The organism is Phenylobacterium sp. (assembly GCF_013911965.1).
GTDB lineage: Bacteria > Pseudomonadota > Alphaproteobacteria > Caulobacterales > Caulobacteraceae > Phenylobacterium.
In genome coordinates, this window is sequence record NZ_JACESE010000002.1 from 278,842 (window position 1) to 298,729 (window position 19,888).

Consider the following 19,888-nt stretch of genomic DNA (forward strand, 5'->3'; position numbering starts at 1 on the left):
TCTGTGTTGAGTTTCGAACACAGTTGAGCCTAGGCTGCCGCCAATGTCGGCGCAGATCCAGGATGGCGAACAGTTGAGCGTACGCGCCCTGCTGGGGCGTGCGCTGCAGTCGCGCTATGCCCTGGTCGGCGGCTATGCGATCGCCGCAGTCCTGACCGCCGTGGCCATCCTTCTGGCCGCCTCGCCGCCGGAGGACGGGCCGCTGCGCCCGGCCTCGACCATCATCCTGACGGTCCTCAGCCTCAATCTGGTGCTGATCCTGGCGCTTGCCGCGCTGGTGGGCTACCGCCTGCTCGCCCTGCTCGACGCCCGGTCGGTGGACGCCGGGGCGCGGCTGCACCTGCGGTTCGTCACCCTCTTCGCCCTGGCCGCCGTCGCGCCGGCGGTCGTGGTGGCGCTCTTCTACGGCGTGTTGGTCAACCGCGGGGTCGACAACTGGTTCAGCCAGCGGGTCCAGACGGTCGTGGAGAACTCGGCCACGGTCGCGCGCTCCTATGTGGAGGACCAGAAGCGCTATATCGGCGAGCACGTGAACCTGATGGCGGTGGACCTGAACCGCGCCGCGCCCGCCCTTGGAACCTCGCCGGTCACCTTCAGCCACTTCCTGGGATATCAGGCGGCCTATCACGGCTTTCCGGCGGCCTATCTGATCGATCGGCAGGGCCGGGTCCTGGCGCGGACGGAGACGGCGGAGGCGCCGCCCTACATCGTACCCCCGGAATCGAGCTTCCAGGCCGCTGACGAGGGCGACATCTCGGTGCCGGCCTTCGACTCCTCGGACCTGATGCGGGCGCTCTATCGCCTCAATGACTATCCGGACGCCTATCTCTATGTGGCGCGGCCGGTCGAGACGGGCATCATCACGCATCTGATCGAGGCCGAGGGCTCCCTCATCTCCTATCGCGAGGCGGCCCAGAGCCGGGCGCGGATCCAGACGGTCTTCATCCTTTCCTATGTGGAGACGGCTCTGCTGGTCCTGGTGGGGGCGGTGTGGCTGGGCATGTCCGCGGCCAATGCGATTTCCGGACCCGTCGGCCGCCTGGTGCAGGCGGCGGGGCGCGTGGCCGGAGGCGATCTGGACGCCCGCGTCCAGGTTGACAACGATCGTGATGAGATCGCGGTATTATCGCGTGCATTCAATAGCATGACGCACGATCTTCAGGTTCAGCAAGAGGCGCTGCGGCGCGCGAGCCAGGAGGCCGAGGAGCGGCGCGAGTTCATCGAGACGGTCCTGTCGGAAGTCAGCGCCGGCGTCATCGGCCTCGACGAATCCGGGGCCATCTCCGCAGCCAACCGTCAGGCGGTCCGCCTGCTGCACCTGCCCGAAGACGGCGCCGACGGGCGTTCGCTCGCCGACCTCGCCCCCGAACTGGCCGCCGTCGTGGGGGAGGCTGCGGCCAGCGGCGAGGCCGAGGCCGAGGTGGACGTCCAGCGCGAGCGCGAGACACACCGGCTCCGGGTCCGCGCCAGCCAGAGCGAGGGCGGCCTGGTCCTGACCTTCGACGACATCACGCGCCTCGTCGCCGCCCAGCGCAACGCGGCGTGGAAGGACGTCGCCCGCCGCATCGCTCACGAGATCAAGAACCCGCTGACGCCGATCCAGCTGTCGGCCGAGCGCCTGCAACGCAAATTCCGCAAGGGTGTCGACGCCGCCGACCTGGAGACCTTCGACCGCTGCACCGACACCATCGTCCGTCAGGTGGGCGACATCGGGCGCATGGTCGACGAGTTCTCGGCCTTCGCCCGCATGCCGGCGCCGAAGTTCGCGCCCCAGGACGCCGCCGAACTGGTCCGCGCTCAGGTCTTCGCCCAGCGGGTGGCCAATCCGGACCTGAAGATCGACCTGGCCGACAGCCTGCCGGAGGTGACGCTGCTCGCCGACGGCCGGATGCTGGCCCAGGCCCTGACCAACATCCTGAAGAACGCCGCCGAAGCGGTGCATGCGCGCCTGGAGGCGACGCCGCGGCCGCCCGGACGCATCGCCGTGCGGATGAGCGTTGAGGACGGCGTCCTGGCCATCGACGTCCAGGACAATGGCGTCGGCCTGCCGGAAAAGGACCGCGACCGGTTGACCGAGCCCTATGTGACGACGCGCGAGAAGGGGACGGGTCTGGGGCTCGCCATCGTCAAGCGCATCCTCGAGGACCACGGGGGCGAACTGATCCTCACCGACGCCGCCCGTGGGCGCGGCGCGCGCGCGATTCTGAAACTGCCGGTCAAGGCGCGCCCCGAGGCGCCCGGGCCCAAGTCCGAACTGCTTGTGGAAGGAGAAGCCCATGGCGGCTGACGTTCTGGTTGTCGACGACGAGGCCGATATCCGCGAGCTTGTGGCCGGAATTCTCGCCGACGAAGGCTATGAGGTGCGCACGGCCTCGGATTCGGAATCGGCCCTGGCCGCCATCCGCGCGCGGCGTCCGGCCATCCTGATCCTCGACATCTGGATGCAGGGCGGCGGCATGGACGGGCTGGAGCTGCTCGACCTGGTCAAGACCCTCGATCCGGACCTCCCGGTCGTGATGATCTCCGGCCACGGCAATATCGAGACGGCGGTCAGCGCCATCAAGCGCGGCGCCTACGACTTCCTGGAGAAGCCGTTCAAGTCCGACCGGCTGCTGCTGGTCGTCGACCGCGCCCTGGAGGCGGCCAACCTGCGGCGGGAGAACCGTCACCTGCGCACCCAGGCCATCATGCCCGAAGGGCTGATCGGCAAGTCGATGGCCGCCCAGCATCTGCGCCAGATGATCGCCAAGCTGGCGGCCGCCAACAGCCGCGTGCTGATCTCCGGCCCGCCCGGCTCGGGCAAGGAGACGGTCGCGCGCCTGATCCACGAAGGCAGCCCGCGCGCGCGGGCCGAGTTCGTCGCCATCAGCGCCGCGGGCATGACGCCGGAGCGGATGGACGTGGAGCTGTTCGGCGTCGAGGGCGACGGCGGACGGCCGAGCAAGATCGGCGTCTTCGAACGCGCCCACGGCGGCACGCTCTACCTGGACGAAGTGGCCGACATGCCGCGCGAGACGCAGAGCCGCATCCTGCGGGTCCTGGTCGAGCAGCGCTTCCGGCGCGTGAACGGCGACGCTGACGTGCAGGTCGATGTGCGGGTGATCTCGTCCACCTCGCGCAATCTGCGCGAGGAGATCGCCGAGGGGCGGTTCCGCGAGGACCTGTTTCATCGCCTGAACGTGGTGCCCGTGGCCGTGCCCGGCGTGGCCGAGCGGCGCGAGGACATTCCGGAGCTGGTGGAGAACTTCATCGAGCGGATCTGCGAGGCGAGCGGCATGTCGCGACGCGTCCTCGCCGAGGACGCCATCGCCGCGCTCCAGGTGCGCACCTGGCCTGGCAACATGCGCCAGTTGCGCAATGTGGTGGAGCGGATGCTGATCCTCTCGGCCGGCGATCCGTCCGAGCCGATCACCGCCGACATGATCCCCACCGATCAGCCGCCCGGCGAAAGCGGCGGCTTGCTCGGCGCGGACAAGATCATCGCCCTGCCGCTGCGCGAGGCGCGCGAGACCTTCGAGCGCGAGTATCTGAGCGCGCAGATGATGCGCTTCTCAGGCAATATCTCGCGGACCGCCGCCTTCATCGGCATGGAGCGGTCGGCCCTGCACCGCAAGCTGAAGTCCCTGGGCCTCTCCGGAGCCCGTGCGCTCGAGGAGGGCGTGGAATAGTCATGGGTCGCATCGCCTATGTGAACGGCCGCTACACACCGCACGCCGAGGCCGCCGTGCACATCGAAGACCGGGGCTACCAGCTCGCCGATGCGGTCTACGAGGTCTGGGCCGTGTTCGACGGCAAGCTTGCCGATGCCGAAGGGCACTTCGCCCGCCTGTCGCGCTCGCTCGGCGAACTGCGCATACCCGAACCCATGAGCCGCGGCGCGCTCACGGTCGTCCTTCGCGAGGTCCTGCGCCGCAACCGGATCCGCAACGGCATGGTCTATCTGCAGGTCAGCCGCGGCGTGGCGCCGCGCGACCACGCCTTCCCGACGGCGCCGGTCAGCCCGGCTGTGGTGGTGACCGCCAAGGCTGTCGACCACGCCGCGGCGGAGGCCAAGGCCGCCAAGGGGGTCTCGGTGATCACCACGCCGGAGAACCGCTGGGGCCGCTGCGACATCAAGACGGTCGGCCTGCTGCCCAATGTGCTCGCCAAACAAGCGGCCAAGGAGCGGGGGGCGGCCGAGGCCTGGTTCGTGGACGAGATGGGGCTGGTGACGGAGGGCGCCTCGTCCAACGCCTGGATCCTCGACCGGGACGGCGTGCTGCGCACGCGCGACACCAACGCCAACATCCTGCGCGGCGTCACCCGCCTGACCCTGTTGGAGGTCATTCGCGAGGCGGGCCTGACGGTCAGCGAGAAGCCCTTCAGCCCCGCCGAGGCGGTCGAGGCCCGGGAGGCCTTCATCACTGGCGCGGGCTCGCTCGTCCTGCCGGTCGTCCAGGTCGACGGCAAGCCGGTCGGGGAGGGCCTTCCCGGTCCGGTGGCGAAACGGCTCCGGGCTCTCTATATCCAGCGGGCGAAAAACACCGCCGTCTGACGGGACGGCGATTGCGCGTGCGCGCGCCGTTGGACTAGCTTCGAGACTGTGTGTGGGGGCGCGTGGCCCCTTCGTTGGAGAAAAGGCGGAATAGCCATGAGCGACAAGAAACAGAACCTGCAGGACACCTTCCTCAACAGCGTCCGCAAGGCCAAGACCCCCCTGACCATCTTCCTCGTCAACGGCGTCAAGCTGCAGGGCGTGGTCAGCTGGTTCGACAACTTCTGCGTTCTGCTCCGTCGCGATGGCCAGTCGCAGCTGGTCTACAAGCACGCCATCTCCACCATCATGCCGGCCCAGCCCGTTCAGCTGTATGAGCCGGCGGAAGACGAGAACGATTGAGTTCCAAGTCCATAGACCGTGAGGCGCCGGTCCAAGGCGCCGTCATCATCCATCCCGAGCATGAGGGGCGGGACTCCTCCCGCGCCTCCGAGGCCCGTCTGGAAGAGGCCGCCGGCCTCGCCCTCGCGCTCGATCTGCAGGTCCGCGAGGCGCTCATCGCCCCGCTGCGCAAGCGCACGCCCGCCACCCTGTTCGGCAAGGGCAAGGTCGAGGAGATCGGCGCGATCTGCGAGGCGGCCGACGCGTCCGTCGCCGTCGTCGACGACAGCCTGACGCCGGTCCAGCAGCGCAACCTGGAAAAGGCCTGGAAGGTCAAGGTCATCGACCGGACCGGGCTGATCCTGGAGATCTTCGCCCGCCGGGCCCGCACGCGCGAGGGCCGCCTTCAGGTCGAGCTCGCCAGGCTCTCCTACGAGCGCTCGCGCCTGGTCCGCACCTGGACCCACCTGGAACGCCAGCGCGGCGGCTTCGGCGTCATGGGCGGCCCCGGCGAGACTCAGATCGAAACCGACCGCCGGCTGCTGGCGGAAAAGATCGGGCGACTGAAGAAGGAGCTGGTGGAGGTGCGCCGCACGCGCACCCTGCAGCGTTCGGCGCGAAAGCGCAGGCCCTATCCGGTCGTGGCGCTGGTCGGCTATACGAACGCCGGCAAGTCGACCCTTTTCAACCGCCTGACCCAGGCCGAGGTCATGGCCGAGGACATGCTCTTCGCCACCCTCGACCCGACCTTGCGGATGCTGAACCTCCCCGACGGCCGGCCGGCCATCCTGTCGGACACGGTGGGCTTCATCTCCGACCTGCCGCACGAACTGGTGGAAGCCTTCCGCGCGACCCTGGAAGAGGTGCGCGAGGCCGACGTCATCCTGCACGTGCGCGACATCGCAAGTCCCGACAGCGACGCCGAAGCCGCCGACGTGCGCGAGGTGCTCGAGCGCCTGGGCGTGGACATGGACGAGCGCCGCGTGCTGGAGGTCTGGAACAAGGTCGACCTGGTGCCCGCCGAGGATCGCGAACTGCTGGAGGGCGACGCCCGGCGGGCCCATCCGCCGGCCCTGCTGGTCTCCGCGGTCAGCGGCGAAGGGCTGGACGAACTGCTGCGCACCGTGGCCGGCCTCGTCGACGAGGCGCCGCCCATCGAAGCGCGTCTGCCGCCGGGGGAGGGCGCGGCCATCGCCTGGCTCTACCGCAACGGCCGGGTGGTCGAGCGCGAGACGGGCGACGATGGGGCGGTTCGCATGGCGGTCCGTTTGAGCCCCAAGGCGCTCGGGCAGTTCGAGCAGCTCTTCCCGCAGGCGGTCCTCACCGGCGTCGAGCGCAGCGGCGAGATCTAGCTGCGCTCAGCGGCCTTGGCGGCGTCCCAGAAGGCGTCCATCTCCTCCAGGTCGGACTGGTCGGGCGTTCGCCCGCGCTCGGCCAGGGCCTGTTCGATGAAGCGGAAGCGGCGCACGAACTTCGCATTGCTCGAGCGCAGGGCGTCCTCCGGCTCGATGTCGAGCTTTCGCGCGAGATTGGCGATGACGAACAGCACGTCGCCAAGTTCCCCCCGCAGGGCGTCGTGATCCCGCGCCTCGATCTCGGCCTCCATCTCCGCGATCTCCTCGCGGAGCTTCTCCAGGACGAAGGCGGTATTGGGCCAGTCGAAGCCCACCCGGGCGGCCCGCTTGGTCAGCTTGACGGCGCGGGTCAGGGCCGGCAGCCCCCGCGGGACGTCGTCGAGCAGGCTCTGGTCGCGGCCCTTGCCGGCGCGCTCCTGCGCCTTCATGGCCTCCCAGGCGGCGGTCTGCTCCTCTCCCGAGGCGAAGCTGGCGTCGCCGAAGACGTGGGGGTGGCGGCGGATCATCTTGTCGTTGATGGCGCGGGCCACGTCCTCGAAGCCGAACGCCCCCTGTTCCTCGGCGATCCGTGAGTGGAAGACCACCTGCAGCAGCAGGTCCCCGAGCTCCTCCTTCAGGTCGGCCAGATCGCCGCGTTCGATGGCGTCGGCGACCTCATAGGCCTCCTCCACCGTATAGGGGGCGATGGTGGCGAAGGTCTGTTCCAGATCCCAGGGACAGCCGGTCTCCGGATCGCGCAGCCGCGCCATGATCTCGAGCAGCCGCGCGAGCGGCGGCAGGTCATTCGGCGGGGCGGGCGACGGCATGGATCTCCTCGGCGGTCTTGGGCTCTGCGCCGAATTCCGGTGCGGCTTCGGCAAGGTCGCGCTCGTCCAGGGCGCTGCGGATCTCGGCATGACGTTCGGCGGTCAGGGGATAGTTGAGCACGATCCAGCCGGCGATCAGCGACAGGGCGGCGGGTACGGCCAGGAACATGATCTGGAGACCCACGAGACCTGAGCCGGAGTCCGCCGTGCGGGCGTTGAAGCCGATCAGGTCGAGGCCGACATAGGTGACGCCCACGGCTGCTGCGGAGCCGATCTTCACCGTTCCGCTGAGCAGCGCATAGAGCAGGCCCGTGCGGTCGGCGCCCGTCGCCAGGCGCTCCTCGTCGCCGACATCGGCCATCATCGCCCGCAGCAGGAAGGGACCGGCGGAGAAGGGCAGGCCGATGAGGAACATGAGCAGGGCGGCCACCGGCCAATTGCCCGGCGGGATGACCAGGGCGCCGGCGGTGACGATGGCGTAGAAGACCGTGGCGATGGCCAGCGCCCTGTGCTTGCCCGTCCGGTAGGCCAGTCGCGTCCACAGCGGGCCGCCGATCAGGCCCCCGATGAAATAGACGAGCAGCAGGCTGCCGGCCTCGGCCTTGTCGAAGCCCTTCACGCGCTCGAAGAAGAAGAAGAACAGGGCCCCGGTGATCGCCGGGCCCGTGCCGATGGCCAGGTCGGCGGCCAGCAGGCGGCGCACGCTGTCGCGGCGGAAGAGCTGAAGATACTCCTTGAAGCCCGAGCGGTGCGGCGGCGTCGTCAGGATGGGCTCCGGCACCTTCAGGAGGGCGAGGCCCATGGTCAGCGGCAAGAGCAGGATGATGAACCAGCCCATGGCCTCGACGCCGATGGCGTGGCTGGGGACGCCCAGCAGGCCGAGCAGCGGGGGCAGGGTGAGCACGAGGATCATCCCCACAACATTGCCGCCCTGCCACCAGGCGTAGATGCGGGACCGTTCGTCGTAGCCGGGCGACAGAACCGAGCCCCAGGAGAGGTGGGCGAGCGTCGCGATGGAGAAGCCCGCATAGACCACCAGCAGCCACAGCCACAGATAGCCGACGCCGACGCCGACGCCCGGCTGGGCCATGAACAGCATGTAGGCCGCCAGCATCAGGATCGGCGCGCTGATGGCGAACCAGAGGCGGAAGCGGCCCAGGCGGGTGCGCGTCTTGTCCATCACCCCGCCGATGAAGGGGTCGAAGGCGATGTCCAGGAGACGGACGCCCATGAAGGCCGTGCCCACGGCCGAGAGGTTCAGACCAAGCTCGTTGGCGTAGAACTCCGGCAGGTACACCACGAGCGGCAGGCCGAGCCCGGCGAGCGGCAGGCAGGGGGCGGCGAGCGCCGCGAGGGTCAGGCTCGAACGGCGATCAGCGGACATGGGCACTCTTTCCGGGAATACGGCGCAGAACGCGGCCGATCAGACTGCGGCGGGCGAGCCGGCGCAAGCCGTGATCAGCGCAGGGCGTAGAGCTGGCCGCGGCTGAGCCGCCGGGCGAAGCTGTCGAAGGTGCGTTCGGCGTCGGCCCAGACCGAACCGTGACGCGCGTCGGTGATGTCGGTGGCGTACCAGTCGTAGCGGATCGGCGTGACCTTGCCATCGAAGCTCACCGTCCGGCCCGTGATGCGGGCGCCGCCCACCGAGAAGCTGCGGAAGGACAGGCCGGGCCTGTCCGACATCTCCTTGCGCGTCGGGCGGTTGGGCTTGGCGTCCTCGAGCACGAGCTCCACCCGGCCGCCGATCATCACGCCGGTGCGGGAGAGTTCGCGGGCGACGTCGCCTTCCAGCTCCTCGGCCAGGGCTTCGATTTCCGCCAGGCCGTAGGTGGAGACCGCCTTTTCGCGCAGCTCCTCGCTCAGAGTGACGCTGACGGTGGCCGAAGGCTGCGGCCGCGTGCGGTCGGCGGCTGCGGGAGCGCCAGCGGCGAGGAGCAGGAAGCCGGACAAGAGGGCGAGGCAGGTGCGACGCATGGAAGTCCCCCAGAATCGGACTTGGTCAGGGTGCGGCGAAAGAATGGCGCGACTATGGCCTCGCTCGGCCGTTCAGGCCACCGCCGCCAGCCCGTTTTCCTCCAGAGTCCGCCAGATCGACTCGGCGTCCTCCGCAAAGCCGAAGAGGTGCAGATCCTCCGGCGCGATCATCCCGTGACGCACAAGGGTCTCGAAGTTCACCACCTCGCGCCAGTAGGCCTCGTCCACCAGGCAGATCGGTATGGGCGGGCTCTTGTGGGTCTGGCGCAAGGTCAGCAGTTCGAAGAATTCGTCCAGGGTCCCGAAACCGCCTGGAAAGATCACCAGCGCGCTGGCCCGCATCGCCAGGTGCATCTTGCGCATGGCGAAGTAGTGGAAGCGGAAGGTGAGATCGGGGGTGGAATAGGGGTTCGGCGCCTGCTCGTGCGGCAGGGTGATGTTGAATCCGATGGACGGCGCGCCGGCTTCGAAAGCCCCGCGATTGGCCGCTTCCATGATCCCGGGGCCGCCCCCGGTGGCGATCACATTGTGCCGGCCCGCTTCGCCGTCGACCAGGGCGCCGCCGCGCTCGGAGGCCAGGCGGCCGAAGGCGCGGGCGATCCCATACCAGCGGCCGGCCTCGCCGGGACCGTCCTCCGAGACGCGGGCGCTGCCGAACACCACGATGGTCGACAGCACGCCCCACCGCCGCAGCGCCTCGTCGGCCTTGGCGAACTCGAGCAGGAAGCGGACGCCCCGCATGGAGTCGCCCAGCAGGAACTCCTGATCCAAAGCGGCCAGCCGATAGGAGGGGGCGGCGAGTTGCTCGCGATTGGCGGGCGGCTCCGGTGGCTGGGGCATGGTCTGAACTCCGGCGGCGGTTGACGAGCGAAGCAAGGGACAGTTCTGGCCGGCTCAATTCGGCACAGTGGGAGCCGGCGCCCCGGATTCCGGCTGCGAAAGGGGCGAAAATCCTTTGGTTACCCGGATTTCAACCCATTTGCAGGCGTGACACCCGCTTCCGCCCTTGGCAGTGTCGAAAGCCGATTCTCAACCTGGAGCCATCCATGAACACCTCCGACCTGATCGACCGCGTCGCAGCCGCCGATGAGAAGCTGACCAAGGCGCAGGCCAAGCAGATCGTCGACGGCGTCTTCGCCGCGATCCGCGATGCGGCCGTGCGCGGCGAGGAAGTGTCCCTTCCGGGCTTCGGCAAGTTCAAGGTGCAGAACAAGCCCGCCCGGCAAGGCCGCAACCCGCAGACCGGCGAGACGGTGCAGATCGCCGCCTCCAAGAAGGTCTCCTTCCAGCCGGCCAAGGCCCTGAAGGACGCGGTCAACGGCTGATCGTCTCGGATCGGGCCCGCCGCCGACCCCCGCTGCGCGCGGGCGGCCGGGCGGCGGCGCCCGCCGCGGGACGACGATCTAGGCGTCGCGCCGCGACCGACGGTCCTCGATCGCCACCTCTATCAGCCGCCACCCCTCGTCGTCGCCCACGAGCGCCCTGGCGTGCTCTTCGGGGAGATGCGGCGTGTCGGGCGGCCCGACCACGGCCCGCATGTAGCGGCCGGTCTCGCGAACCTGAACCGCCACGTCGCCGTGCTGACGGCGCAGGCGTTCGGTGATCTGATCCACCAGCGGGTCCACCTCGGCGCTGTCCAGCTTGCGGGGCGCCCCGTCGGTCAGTTCGACGATCGCCACCCGCATGGCGTTGACGCCGTCGCGCAGGATCGACAGGGCGATGAAGCCCGCGGCCACTGCATCGGCCCACCAGAGACCGAAGGCGACGCCGCCGATGCCCAGTATGGCGGCCAGCCCGGTCTGCCAGTCGGCCTTGTTCATCAGCGCGTCGGTGTGCAGCACCTTGTCGGCGATCTTCCGCGCCAGGGGCAGTTTCATGCGGCCGAGGATCACCGGCGGGATCACCGAATAGGCGAGTGCGGCCATCATCGGCCAGCCGAGCCAGACCTCCTGCCCGAACCACCTCACCGATCCGATCGTCGGGTGCTCGCCCTTGGCCAGGGTCATGGCCGACTCGTAGACCATCAGCGCGCCCATGGCGGTCAGAGCCGTTGCGGCGATCAGGAAGGCCAGGGAGTTGGCGCGCTGAAAGCCGAAGGGGAAGCGCCGCGTGGCGGGTTTCCGCTCCAGCTTCATGGCGATCAGGAAGGCCACCGGCGGCAACAGGCTGAGCATGTCTTCGATCCAGGCGGTCCGCAGGGCCTGGCTGCCGCCCATGACGAGGGCGAGGACGGTCACGATCGACAACTGGAAGCCCAGGCTGATCCACGCCAGCCGTCCGGCCGTTCGCATCGCCTCTTGAACGTCTGACGGAAGGTTCGGAGCCGGTTCGGTCATTGGCCGCGCCCGCGCGTCTCGGCGGAGATGGCCCGGTCGAGGGCCAGCAGGAAACCGTTCTCTCCCGCCCGCACGGCCAGGACGCGCTCCTCGCCCTCCGGAGAGCCGCTGAGGCGTCCGGCGGGCCGCGACAGGCCCAGGTGCGACTTGAACGGCGTGGCGGCCGGGAGGCCGCCGCCGATGACATGGATCTGGCCCTTCTCCAGGGCGGCGACCAGCTGGTGAGCCTCGCCCGTCTGAAACGCCGCCTGCGCGTCCAGCTGGCGGGCGAGCCGGAGAATGATGGCCCGATCAGCCTCCACGTCCGGGCCCTGGACCAGGCCAGCCTTCAGGACGCCCCCGCTCACCTGAGAGGTCGTCCGGGCCGGGTCCCTGTGGAGCCCGCACCCGCCAGCGCGACGCCGGCCAGGCATGCAACCAGGAGATTTTTCACGTCCGTCCTCAACCTTGCTGACGGCTCTAACGGCTCAGCCGGTGCGCAGTTCAGCCCCGGCGCGGGCCGCGATCCTCGTCCCTGCGGCGATCGTTGCGGCGAAGCTGGAACGACCGCGTGGGCTCCCCGGTTCGTGGTTGATCTGTTCCTGGGGAGTTTCCGGTGTCGCTAGCAGACCAACCATCTCACGGCCGTCCGAACGGCCTGGCCGCAGGCGCGGCTGTTTTCAGAAAGACCCGCGCCGCCTTCGACCGTCGCGGGCCCTTCGCCAGCGCCGAACGTGCGCCGAGCGTGACCTTCACCGCACCGGGGGGCAAGCGCATCACGCTGGCCACCGACCGCGTGCGGGCGCGGCCGGCCCTGTCGTCCACCCTTTCCGGGGCCATCGGGATGACCGCCGTGGGGCTGGGGGTCTGCGGGCTGCTGTTTCCGCGCACGACGGCGCGGAAGGTCGGGCTCAAGGCGGGGCCGGCGACGGTGATGGCGCTCTTCGGACTGCGCGAACTGGCCACGGGGCTGCGGCTGGTCTCCGACCCGACGCGGACCTCGACCCTGTGGGCCCGGACGGCCTTCGACCTCTTCGACATCGCCGTGCTGAAGGCGCTGGACAACCACCGCAATCCCCGCCGCGGAGCAGCGCGGAGCGCACTGGGTTTCGTCCTGGCGGTCACCGTCCTCGACATCCTCGCCGGCGCCCGTCTCAGCCATGTCCAACGCAACTGCGAAACGGGAGACCGCTGATGAAGGCGCTGTGCTGGCAGGGCAAGAAGGACCTCCGCTGCGAGGAGGTGCCTGACCCGATCATCGAGGCGCCGCGGGACGCCATCGTCGAGGTGACGAGCTGCGCCATATGCGGCTCGGACCTGCACCTGTGGGACGGGCTGGTCCCCACCATGTGCAAGGGCGACGTCATGGGCCACGAAATGATGGGCCGCATCGTCGACGTCGGCAAGGAGGCCAACGGCTCCGGCGGCGGCCTGAAGGTCGGCGATCGGGTTGTCGTTCCCTTCACCATCGTCTGCGGCGAATGCGAGCAGTGCCGGAAGGGGAACTACTCCGTCTGCCGGCGCACCAACCGCAACGCGGCCCTCGGCGACGCCTTCTTCGGGCACCACACGGCCGGGATCTTCGGCTATTCGCACATCACCGGCGGCTATGCGGGCGGGCAGGCGGAGTATCTGCGCGTGCCCTATGCCGACACCACCCTGATCAAGGTGCCCGAAGGCCCCTCCGACGAAACCCTGCTCTTCCTGGGCGACATCTTCCCGACCGGCTGGCAGGCGGCCTGGCAGTGCGACATCCAGCCGACCGACACCGTGGCGGTCTGGGGCTGCGGCCCGGTCGGTCAGTTCGCCCTGCGCGCGGCGCGGATGCTGGGCGCAGAGCGCGTGATCGCCATCGACGACGTGCCCGAACGGCTCGTCATGGCCCAGGAAGGCGGCGCCGAGACCATCGACCGCAGCCAGGTCAATGTGCTGGCCCAGCTCAACGAGATGACCAGGGGTGAAGGGCCCGAGAAGTGCATCGACGCCGTCGGCATGGAGGCGCACGGACCGACGCCGGCGCTCGAGATGATCGACCGGGTCATGACCGGCCTGAAGATGGAGACCGAGCGGCCGACCGCCGTGCGCGAGGCCATCATGGCCTGCCAGGTCGGCGGAACCGTCTCCATCGCCGGCGTCTATGGCGGACTGGCCAACATGATCCCGCTCGGCGCGCTCATGAACAAGGCCCTGACCATCCGGACGGGACAGACCCACGTCCAGCGCTGGGCCAAGGAGCTCCTGCAGCGGATCGAGAACGAGGAGATCGACCCGGCGGTCATCGTCACCCACGTGGAATCCCTGGCCCGAGGACCGGAAATGTACCGCAAGTTCCGGGACAAGGAGGATGGCTGCGTGAAGGTGGTGCTGAAGCCGCGCTGAAGCGCCCTTCCGACGAGTGGACGCCGGTCGTCGGAGGAACCGGGCGCCGACAGGGAAGCTGGAGCGTGGCGCGATCCAAGTCCCCGGGATCGCGCCATGTCCTGGCGTCAGGCGATCTTGTCGTCGGCGTCGTCCATGAGGATGCGCGAGGAGTCGCCGAGCGGGTCGTCATACTGGCCGGAGCGCAGGGTCCACCAGAAGGCGCCGAGGCCCGCCAGGCCCAGCAGCAGTGAGATCGGCGCCAGGAAGAGGACGATGTCCATCAGGACCTCCCGACCGCGTGCATGCGCAGCGCGTTGAGGGTGACCACGAGCGAGGAGCCCGACATGGCGAGCGCCGCCACCAGCGGGTTGACGAAGCCCAGCATGGCCGCCGGCGCGGCCACCACGTTGTAGAGAGCCGAGAAGCCGAAGTTCTCGAGCGCGCGGCGGCGGGCGGCGCGGGCGATGACGATGGACTCGGCCACGATCAGCAGCCCCTCGCCAGAGAAGACGAGATCGGCGGCGTTCTGGGTGGCGTCCAGCGCGGCCCCGGGAGCCATGGCGGCGTGCGCCTTGGCGAGCGCGGCGGCGTCGTTCAGGCCGTCGCCGACCATCAGCACCTTGCGGCCTGCTGCGGCATGGGCCTCGATGGCGGAGGCCTTGTCCTCGGGCGACAGGCCGGCGCGCCAGGCTTGGATGCCGGCGGCGGTCGCCGCCCGCTCCACCGGCCCCGGCAGGTCGCCCGACAGCACTTCGACGCTCAGGCCGAGGGCGCGGAGCTGGGCGACCGCCTCGGCGGCGTCCGCCCGCAGGTGATCGGAGAAGCGGAAGCGGACCTTGGTGTCGCCGTCGAAGCCGAACCACAGCTCGGTCTCGCCCCCGGCCCGCCCTTCGACGCCCACGAAGCTGGCGCGGCCGAGGCGGGCGCGGCGGCCGTCGATCAGGCCCTCCACGCCCTGGCCGGCGATTTCCCGCACCTCGGTGGCCCGTGGGCCGCTGCGGCCGGCCTCGGCCGCCAGCGCCCGGGCGAGGGGATGGGCCGAGGCCCGGGCCAGGGGCGCGGCGAGCTTGAGGGTCGTGGGGCAGGGGTCGATCAGCCGCGGCCGCCCTTCGGTCAGCACGCCGGTCTTGTCGAAGACCACGTGCTCCACCTCCGCCAGCCGTTCGAGCGCGGCGCCGGACTTGACCAGAACGCCCTTGCGGAACAGCCGGGCCGAGGCGGTGATCTGCACGGCGGGCACGGCCAGGCCCAGGGCGCACGGGCAGGTGATGATCAGGACGGCGACCGCGCGCAGCAGGGCTTCGCGCGGACCAAGGCCCAGCGCCCAGCCGCCGGCGAAGGTCAGGGCCGCCAGGGTGTGGACGACGGGCACGTAGACGGCGGCAGCCTTGTCGGCCAGCCGTACATAGAGGGACTTGGTCTGGGCGCCGGCCTCCACCAGCCGGGCGATGGCGGCGACGGCGGAATCCTCGGACCGCGCCAGGGTGAGCAGGCGAAGCGAGCCGGACAGGTTCACCGCGCCGGCGCGGCAGGTGTCGCCAGGCCGGACCGGGACGGGCGCGGTCTCTCCCGTCAGCAGGGCGTTGTCGAGCTCGGAGACGCCGTCCTCGACAAAGCCGTCGACAGGGATGCGGTCGCCTGGACGGACCAGCACGCGCTCGCCGACGGCGATGTCGCCGAGCGGTTTGACGCGTTCCGCCCCGTCGGGTCCCACCACGGTGGCGCTGGGCGCCTGGAGGGCCAGAAGGTCGGCCGCCGCGCTGCGGGCGCGGGCGCGCAGACGGTGATCCAGCCAGCGGCCGATGAGCAGCAGGAAGAGCAGCGAAACGGCGGCGTCGAAATAGGCGTCGCGCCCATGCAGTATGGTCTCGACGAAGCTGATGAACAGGGTGAGGACGACGCCGATGGAGATCGGCACGTCCATGTTGGCGCGGCCCGCCTTCAGCGACCGCCAGGCGGACTCGAAGAAGGGCATGCCGGCATAGAGCGCGCAGGGCGTGGCCACGAGGGCCGACAGCCAGAGCATCAGGTTCCGGGTGGCCGGGCCCAGCTCCTGCCCGAACAGGCCGGCCCAGACCGGGACCGAAAACATCATGGCGTTGCCGGCGCCGAAGGCGGCGACGGCCAGGGCCAGCACCAGACGGCGGCTCTCCTGATCGTGCGCCTTGGCCGCCTGTCCGGGATCGAAGGGCGTGGCCGGATAGCCGAGCCGATCGAGCGTCATGATCACCCGGCCGGCGTCGCCGCGGCCGCCCCGGAAGCGGACGGACAGCCGCCCCTCCGTCAGGTTGAGGCGGGCGCTGGCCACGTCGGGCAGCTCGGCCAGGCTCTTCTCGATCTTGGCCATGCAGCCCGCGCAGCGGGCGCCCTTCACCAGCAGATCGAGGGAGGCCCCGCCGCTCTGGTCCTTGCGGACGAAAGCCGAGAAGTCGGGGGCCGCGGAGAGGGTGTCGTGGGTCAGCGCCATGTCAGCCGCCGTTCGGCTTCGAAGAGCCGTCCTTCCTGGTCGTGGCCCTGGACCCAGAGGTCCCAGGCGCCGGTTTCCGCCGGAACCGCAGCGCGGTAGCGGCCGGGGCTGACCTCCGAGAAGGCCATCTCGATCCGGCCGGCTTCGGTCGCCGGGCGCTGGAGATGGCCGGAGAGCTTCAGCTCGGTCACGGGCGCGCCCTGGCGGTCGGCGATCTCGACCAGAACCGCGCCGTCCTCGACGGTGGCGGCGGCCCGCCAGCCGAGCTTCTTCTGCGCCGCCTGCTGGGCGAGACGGCTGTTATAGGCCAGGCCGTCCTCATAGGGCGTGACCGAGACCTCGCCGGGGTAGCTGCGCAGGGCGACCGTCAGGAAGACGGCGTTCACGGCGATGATGACGCCGAAGAAGGCCACCATCCCGGCCAGCACGTGCCAGCCTGTGATGCGGAATTCGCGGGTCGGTTCCATGAGGCTCATCGGGCGTTCGCCGCTCCGGACAGGAAGGTGGTGGAGACATCGGACACGCGGTCGCCGGCCTCGATGCGGAAGGCGGCGGGCATGTTCTCAGACGGCAAGGCCGAGGCCGGCGCAGTGACCAGGACCCGGACGGCGCGCACCTGGTTCGGCTCGACCGTCACCGAGATGGGGCCCGGGGTCGCGTCCTCGCCGGGCGTCTTGAGGGTCACGCCCGCCACGCCGGAGAAGCTGATCCGGGCGGTCATCGGCTCGAAGGTCCGGTTGGCGATCTTCAGCGTGTAGCCGTTGCGGATCGCCCCGTCGTGCAGGCGCACGAAGGTGGGGTTGCGGTCCCGCAGCACGTGCATGTCGAGCGGGGTGCGGACCGAGAAGCCCCAGGCCATCACGGCGGCGACGAGGACGAGAGCCACCGCGTAGTAGATCGTGCGCGACCGGACCAGCTTGTAGACCGGCTTTTCGCTCCTGGACCGCGCGGCGACGGCGGAGTCGGTGTCGTAGGCGATGAGCCCCTTGGGCCGCCCGACCTTGCCCATGATGTCGTCGCAGGCGTCGATGCAGAGGCCGCAATTGATGCACTCCAGCTGCGGTCCGTTACGGATGTCAATGCCCATCGGACAGACCACGACGCAGGCGTGGCAGTCGACGCAGTCGCCGCGGCCTTCCCAGGTCGCGCCCTTCTTGTGCGGGCCGCGCGGTTCGCCCCGGTCGAAGCGGTAGGTCACCTGCAGCGAATGCTCGTCGAGCATGGCGCCCTGGATCCGGGGCCAGGGGCACATGTAGGTGCAGACCTGCTCGCGCATCGTCCCGGCGAGCGCATAGGTGGTGAAGGTCAGGATGGCGCAGGAGAGGTAGGCGCTGACCGGCGCCTGGCCGACCCAGAAGTCGCGGATCAGGGTCGGCGCGTCGTGGAAATAGAAGATCCAGGCGCCGCCCGTGCCGAAGGCCACGGCGATCCAGGCGGCGTGCTTGCCGAACTTCCGCCAGGCCTTGTCGAAGGACCAGGGCGAGGCGTCGAGCTTCATGCGGGCGTTGCGGTCGCCCTCGAACAGCCGCTCGATATAGATGTAGAGGTCGGTCCAGACGGTCTGCGGACAGGCGTAGCCGCACCACAGCCGCCCGAAGAGGGCGGTGACCAGGAAGAGCGCCAGGGCCGCCATCACCAGCAAGCCGGTGATGAAGTAGACCTCCTGCGGCCAGAGCTGGATGAAGAAGAAGTAGAAGCGCCGCCCGGTGAAATCGACGAGCACGGCCTGGTCCGGCAGGTCGCCGGGGCGGTCCCAGCGGATCCAGGGCGTGACGTAGTAGATGGTGAGCGTCAGGATCAGCAGCGCCCACTTGATCGTCCGCCACCGGCCATGGACCAGCTTCGGGTAGATGGGCGTGCGGCGCTTGTAGAGCCCGCCGTCCGGCCCGCCCTTCTGGCGGGCCTTGGCGGCCGCCGAAACCGGCGCGGCGTGCGCGGGCTTCGACGGCTCGGCCTTGGTGCGGTCGATCACCGTGGTCATGGAAGACCTCACTGGCCCCCGGCGTTGGCGTGGACGTACACGGCCAGCGCCTTCAGCGTCTCAGGGTCGAATCGGCCGGACCAGGCGGGCATGACGCCGTTGCGGCCAGACCAGATCTGGGTGCGGATCTCCTCGCGCGAGGAGCCGTAGAGCCACTCGGCGTCGGTCAGGTTCGGCGCGCCCTGGGCCTTGTCGCCCTGGCCCGTCAGACCGTGGCACGAGGCGCACTGTTCGGCGAAGATCGGCGCCGCGCGGCCGACCGCCGCGGCGTCGGCCTCCCGGCCCGAGAGCCGGACGACGTACTCGGTCAGGTCGCTGATCTGGCCCGCATTGAGCATCTGGTCGCGGCCGAAGGCGGGCATCTGGGAGAAGCGCGCCTCCGGGTGATCGGAACGGACGCCCACCTGAAGCGTGTGGTGGATCTCGTCCAGGCTTCCGCCCCAGAGCCAGACGTCGTCGCGCAGGTTCGGATAGCCCTTGGCGCCCGCGCCGCCGGTGCCGTGGCAGGTGGCGCAGTTGTCGCCGAAGACCGACTGGCCGACGGTCAGGGCATATTCCTGCAGCTCAGGATCGGACTCGATCTCCTGCAGGCTGGCGCGCGTCAGACGGGCCGCCTCGGCCCCGCGCAGGTCCTTCAGAGCCTCGAGCTGCTGGGCCACCTGGGCGCGGTCGGAATGGCCGCGGGTCCCCTTGGTGTAGCCGCTGATACCCGGCCAGGCGGGCATGAGCACCCAGTAGACCGCCGAGAAGACGACGGTCGCCCAGAAGATGTAGAGCCACCAGCGCGGCAGCGGGTTGTCCAGTTCCTTGATGCCGTCCCACTCATGGCCCGTGGTCTCGACACCGGTGACCTCGTCGGCCTCACGCTTGGACATCATGGTCCTCATCATTCTCAAGGGGCAGTTGCGCGGCGCGGCGGAAGGTCTCGCCGTTGCGCGGCCAGAGGGCGTAGAGCACGCCTCCGGCGAAGATGGCGGCGAAGTAGAGGGTCCCGCCCTGCTGGGCGAACTGGGCCACCGTTTCGTAGGTCAGGCCGCTCATCGCAGGCTCTCCTCGGCCTCGTAGGTCGAGAAGTCGACGAGGGTGCCCAGCATCTGGAGATAGGCCACGAGGGCGTCCATCTCCGTCACCTTGGACGGATTGCCGTCGAAGTCGCGCTGCTGGACCTTGTCGCCGTAGCGGGCCTTCAGGTCGCGGCCCGGGGCGAAGGGATCGGCCTGGGCCTGGAGGTCGGCCGCGGCGTTGTCGATCATGGCCTGGGTGTAGGGCACGCCGACCTTGGTCATGGCGGCGACCTTGGCCTGCATGTCGCGGTACTCCAGCTCCCGGTCGGCCAGGAAGGCGTAGGGGGGCATGACCGACTCCGGAACGACCGAGCGGGGGTCGATCAGGTGGTCGCGGTGCCAGGCGTCGGAGTACTTGCCGCCCACCCGCGCCAGATCCGGCCCCGTGCGCTTGGAGCCCCACTGGAAGGGGTGGTCGTACATGCTCTCGGCGGCGAGGCTGTAGTGGCCGTAGCGTTCCACCTCGTCGCGCAGGGGGCGGACCATCTGCGAGTGGCAGGTGTAGCAGCCTTCGCGGATGTAGATGTCGCGCCCGGCCAGTTCGAGGGGCGTATAGGGGCGCACGCCCTCCACCTCCTCGATGGTGCTCTCCAGGTAGAAGAGCGGCGCGATCTCCACCAGGCCGCCGATGGAGACGACGACCAGGATGGCGACGGTGAGGAGCAGGGAGCGCCGCTCCAGGACGCCGTGCTTGTTCCAGATCTGCATGG

General features: G+C 69.8%; 21 protein-coding genes. 8 read left to right on the forward strand and 13 right to left on the reverse strand.

Annotation, left to right across the window (positions count from 1 at the left end):
• Positions 1 to 43 precede the first annotated feature (43 nt).
• The 5 genes from H2041_RS03170 (at position 44) to hflX (ending at position 6,207) form a co-directional block, all read left to right on the forward strand.
• On the forward strand, positions 44 to 2,287 hold the full coding sequence (locus tag H2041_RS03170) for a PAS domain-containing sensor histidine kinase (RefSeq protein WP_293409339.1): 2,244 nt from the start codon (positions 44 to 46) through the stop codon (positions 2,285 to 2,287).
• Positions 2,277 to 3,668, forward strand: a complete 1,392-nt coding sequence (locus H2041_RS03175; protein WP_293409342.1) for a sigma-54 dependent transcriptional regulator — start codon at positions 2,277 to 2,279, stop codon at positions 3,666 to 3,668. The genes H2041_RS03170 and H2041_RS03175 overlap by 11 nt, the downstream gene beginning before the upstream one ends.
• Positions 3,669 to 3,670: 2 nt before the next feature.
• Entirely contained in the window at positions 3,671 to 4,534 is an 864-nt protein-coding gene (locus H2041_RS03180; protein WP_293409345.1) for a D-amino-acid transaminase, read from the forward strand.
• Positions 4,535 to 4,630: 96 nt separating this feature from the next.
• Positions 4,631 to 4,876: an RNA chaperone Hfq gene (hfq, locus tag H2041_RS03185; RefSeq protein WP_293409347.1), complete on the forward strand. Its 246-nt coding sequence runs from the start codon at positions 4,631 to 4,633 to the stop codon at positions 4,874 to 4,876.
• The gene (gene hflX, locus H2041_RS03190; RefSeq protein ID WP_293409349.1) at positions 4,873 to 6,207 is read left to right on the forward strand and encodes a GTPase HflX; all 1,335 of its coding nucleotides are present in this window, start codon (positions 4,873 to 4,875) and stop codon (positions 6,205 to 6,207) included. The genes hfq and hflX overlap by 4 nt, the downstream gene beginning before the upstream one ends.
• Here hflX and mazG read toward each other — a convergent pair.
• From mazG to H2041_RS03210, 4 genes are all read right to left on the reverse strand, one after another.
• On the reverse strand, positions 6,204 to 7,016 hold the full coding sequence (gene mazG / locus H2041_RS03195) for a nucleoside triphosphate pyrophosphohydrolase (protein WP_293409351.1): 813 nt from the start codon (positions 7,014 to 7,016) through the stop codon (positions 6,204 to 6,206). The genes hflX and mazG overlap by 4 nt on opposite strands.
• Positions 6,991 to 8,400, reverse strand: coding sequence for an MFS transporter (locus tag H2041_RS03200; RefSeq protein ID WP_293409353.1), 1,410 nt, complete (start codon positions 8,398 to 8,400; stop codon positions 6,991 to 6,993). Before H2041_RS03200 ends, mazG begins: the two co-directional genes overlap by 26 nt.
• 74 nt (positions 8,401 to 8,474) lie before the next feature.
• Positions 8,475 to 8,990, reverse strand: coding sequence for a hypothetical protein (locus tag H2041_RS03205; protein WP_293409356.1), 516 nt, complete (start codon positions 8,988 to 8,990; stop codon positions 8,475 to 8,477).
• A 72-nt stretch (positions 8,991 to 9,062) separates the two neighbouring features.
• Positions 9,063 to 9,830 carry a TIGR00730 family Rossman fold protein gene (locus H2041_RS03210; protein WP_293409359.1) on the reverse strand — a complete coding sequence of 256 codons (768 nt, stop codon included), beginning with the start codon at positions 9,828 to 9,830 and terminating at the stop codon, positions 9,063 to 9,065.
• Between the two features lie 206 nt (positions 9,831 to 10,036).
• Between H2041_RS03210 and H2041_RS03215 the strand changes: the two genes are divergently transcribed.
• Positions 10,037 to 10,315: an HU family DNA-binding protein gene (locus H2041_RS03215; protein ID WP_293409361.1), complete on the forward strand. Its 279-nt coding sequence runs from the start codon at positions 10,037 to 10,039 to the stop codon at positions 10,313 to 10,315.
• Between the two features lie 78 nt (positions 10,316 to 10,393).
• Here the strand turns inward: H2041_RS03215 and H2041_RS03220 are convergent, their stop codons facing one another.
• Entirely contained in the window at positions 10,394 to 11,281 is an 888-nt protein-coding gene (locus H2041_RS03220) for a cation diffusion facilitator family transporter (protein ID WP_293409363.1), read from the reverse strand.
• Positions 11,282 to 11,322: 41 nt separating this feature from the next.
• Positions 11,323 to 11,673: a hypothetical protein gene (locus tag H2041_RS03225; protein WP_293409365.1), complete on the reverse strand. Its 351-nt coding sequence runs from the start codon at positions 11,671 to 11,673 to the stop codon at positions 11,323 to 11,325.
• A 248-nt stretch (positions 11,674 to 11,921) separates the two neighbouring features.
• On the opposite strand from H2041_RS03225, the gene H2041_RS03230 reads away from it, so the two are divergent.
• Positions 11,922 to 12,500 (forward strand): hypothetical protein, encoded by a 579-nt coding sequence (locus H2041_RS03230; RefSeq protein WP_293409367.1) that lies wholly within the window; start codon positions 11,922 to 11,924, stop codon positions 12,498 to 12,500.
• A complete protein-coding gene (locus tag H2041_RS03235) occupies positions 12,500 to 13,684 on the forward strand; it encodes a zinc-dependent alcohol dehydrogenase (protein ID WP_293409369.1) in 1,185 nt (394 codons plus the stop codon). Before H2041_RS03230 ends, H2041_RS03235 begins: the two co-directional genes overlap by 1 nt.
• A gap of 107 nt (positions 13,685 to 13,791) precedes the next feature.
• Here H2041_RS03235 and ccoS read toward each other — a convergent pair whose 3' ends face one another.
• From ccoS to ccoO, 7 genes are read right to left on the reverse strand one after another with little or no spacing between them, the layout of a single operon-like run.
• A complete protein-coding gene (gene ccoS / locus H2041_RS03240) occupies positions 13,792 to 13,947 on the reverse strand; it encodes a cbb3-type cytochrome oxidase assembly protein CcoS (protein WP_293409371.1) in 156 nt (51 codons plus the stop codon).
• Positions 13,947 to 16,133 (reverse strand): heavy metal translocating P-type ATPase, encoded by a 2,187-nt coding sequence (locus H2041_RS03245; protein ID WP_293409374.1) that lies wholly within the window; start codon positions 16,131 to 16,133, stop codon positions 13,947 to 13,949. Before H2041_RS03245 ends, ccoS begins: the two co-directional genes overlap by 1 nt.
• Entirely contained in the window at positions 16,124 to 16,609 is a 486-nt protein-coding gene (locus H2041_RS03250) for a FixH family protein (protein ID WP_293409376.1), read from the reverse strand. The genes H2041_RS03245 and H2041_RS03250 overlap by 10 nt, the downstream gene beginning before the upstream one ends.
• Positions 16,606 to 18,114 carry a cytochrome c oxidase accessory protein CcoG gene (gene ccoG, locus H2041_RS03255; RefSeq protein WP_293409378.1) on the reverse strand — a complete coding sequence of 503 codons (1,509 nt, stop codon included), beginning with the start codon at positions 18,112 to 18,114 and terminating at the stop codon, positions 16,606 to 16,608. The genes H2041_RS03250 and ccoG overlap by 4 nt, the downstream gene beginning before the upstream one ends.
• 8 nt (positions 18,115 to 18,122) lie before the next feature.
• On the reverse strand, positions 18,123 to 18,989 hold the full coding sequence (gene ccoP, locus H2041_RS03260; protein WP_293409492.1) for a cytochrome-c oxidase, cbb3-type subunit III: 867 nt from the start codon (positions 18,987 to 18,989) through the stop codon (positions 18,123 to 18,125).
• Positions 18,976 to 19,155 (reverse strand): cbb3-type cytochrome c oxidase subunit 3, encoded by a 180-nt coding sequence (locus H2041_RS03265; protein WP_293409381.1) that lies wholly within the window; start codon positions 19,153 to 19,155, stop codon positions 18,976 to 18,978. The genes ccoP and H2041_RS03265 overlap by 14 nt, the downstream gene beginning before the upstream one ends.
• Positions 19,152 to 19,886, reverse strand: coding sequence for a cytochrome-c oxidase, cbb3-type subunit II (gene ccoO, locus H2041_RS03270; RefSeq protein ID WP_293409383.1), 735 nt, complete (start codon positions 19,884 to 19,886; stop codon positions 19,152 to 19,154). The genes H2041_RS03265 and ccoO overlap by 4 nt, the downstream gene beginning before the upstream one ends.
• Between the last annotated feature and the right edge of the window lie 2 nt (positions 19,887 to 19,888).

What these genes read in the sequence shown, in the direction of transcription:
- H2041_RS03200 (WP_293409353.1), bottom strand. Translation starts at nt 8,400, where the DNA reads ATGTCCGCTGATCGCCGTTCGAGCCTGACCCTCGCGGCGCTCGCCGCC.
- H2041_RS03180 (WP_293409345.1), top strand. Translation starts at nt 3,671, where the DNA reads ATGGGTCGCATCGCCTATGTGAACGGCCGCTACACACCGCACGCCGAG.
- ccoO (WP_293409383.1), bottom strand. Translation starts at nt 19,886, where the DNA reads ATGCAGATCTGGAACAAGCACGGCGTCCTGGAGCGGCGCTCCCTGCTC.
- H2041_RS03265 (WP_293409381.1), bottom strand. Translation starts at nt 19,155, where the DNA reads ATGAGCGGCCTGACCTACGAAACGGTGGCCCAGTTCGCCCAGCAGGGC.
- hfq (WP_293409347.1), top strand. Translation starts at nt 4,631, where the DNA reads ATGAGCGACAAGAAACAGAACCTGCAGGACACCTTCCTCAACAGCGTC.
- H2041_RS03175 (WP_293409342.1), top strand. Translation starts at nt 2,277, where the DNA reads ATGGCGGCTGACGTTCTGGTTGTCGACGACGAGGCCGATATCCGCGAG.
- H2041_RS03170 (WP_293409339.1), top strand. Translation starts at nt 44, where the DNA reads ATGTCGGCGCAGATCCAGGATGGCGAACAGTTGAGCGTACGCGCCCTG.
- H2041_RS03215 (WP_293409361.1), top strand. Translation starts at nt 10,037, where the DNA reads ATGAACACCTCCGACCTGATCGACCGCGTCGCAGCCGCCGATGAGAAG.
- H2041_RS03245 (WP_293409374.1), bottom strand. Translation starts at nt 16,133, where the DNA reads ATGGCGCTGACCCACGACACCCTCTCCGCGGCCCCCGACTTCTCGGCT.
- H2041_RS03205 (WP_293409356.1), bottom strand. Translation starts at nt 8,990, where the DNA reads ATGCGTCGCACCTGCCTCGCCCTCTTGTCCGGCTTCCTGCTCCTCGCC.
- H2041_RS03250 (WP_293409376.1), bottom strand. Translation starts at nt 16,609, where the DNA reads ATGAGCCTCATGGAACCGACCCGCGAATTCCGCATCACAGGCTGGCAC.
- H2041_RS03220 (WP_293409363.1), bottom strand. Translation starts at nt 11,281, where the DNA reads ATGCGAACGGCCGGACGGCTGGCGTGGATCAGCCTGGGCTTCCAGTTG.
- ccoG (WP_293409378.1), bottom strand. Translation starts at nt 18,114, where the DNA reads ATGACCACGGTGATCGACCGCACCAAGGCCGAGCCGTCGAAGCCCGCG.
- mazG (WP_293409351.1), bottom strand. Translation starts at nt 7,016, where the DNA reads ATGCCGTCGCCCGCCCCGCCGAATGACCTGCCGCCGCTCGCGCGGCTG.
- H2041_RS03210 (WP_293409359.1), bottom strand. Translation starts at nt 9,830, where the DNA reads ATGCCCCAGCCACCGGAGCCGCCCGCCAATCGCGAGCAACTCGCCGCC.
- H2041_RS03235 (WP_293409369.1), top strand. Translation starts at nt 12,500, where the DNA reads ATGAAGGCGCTGTGCTGGCAGGGCAAGAAGGACCTCCGCTGCGAGGAG.
- ccoS (WP_293409371.1), bottom strand. Translation starts at nt 13,947, where the DNA reads ATGGACATCGTCCTCTTCCTGGCGCCGATCTCACTGCTGCTGGGCCTG.
- ccoP (WP_293409492.1), bottom strand. Translation starts at nt 18,989, where the DNA reads ATGTCCAAGCGTGAGGCCGACGAGGTCACCGGTGTCGAGACCACGGGC.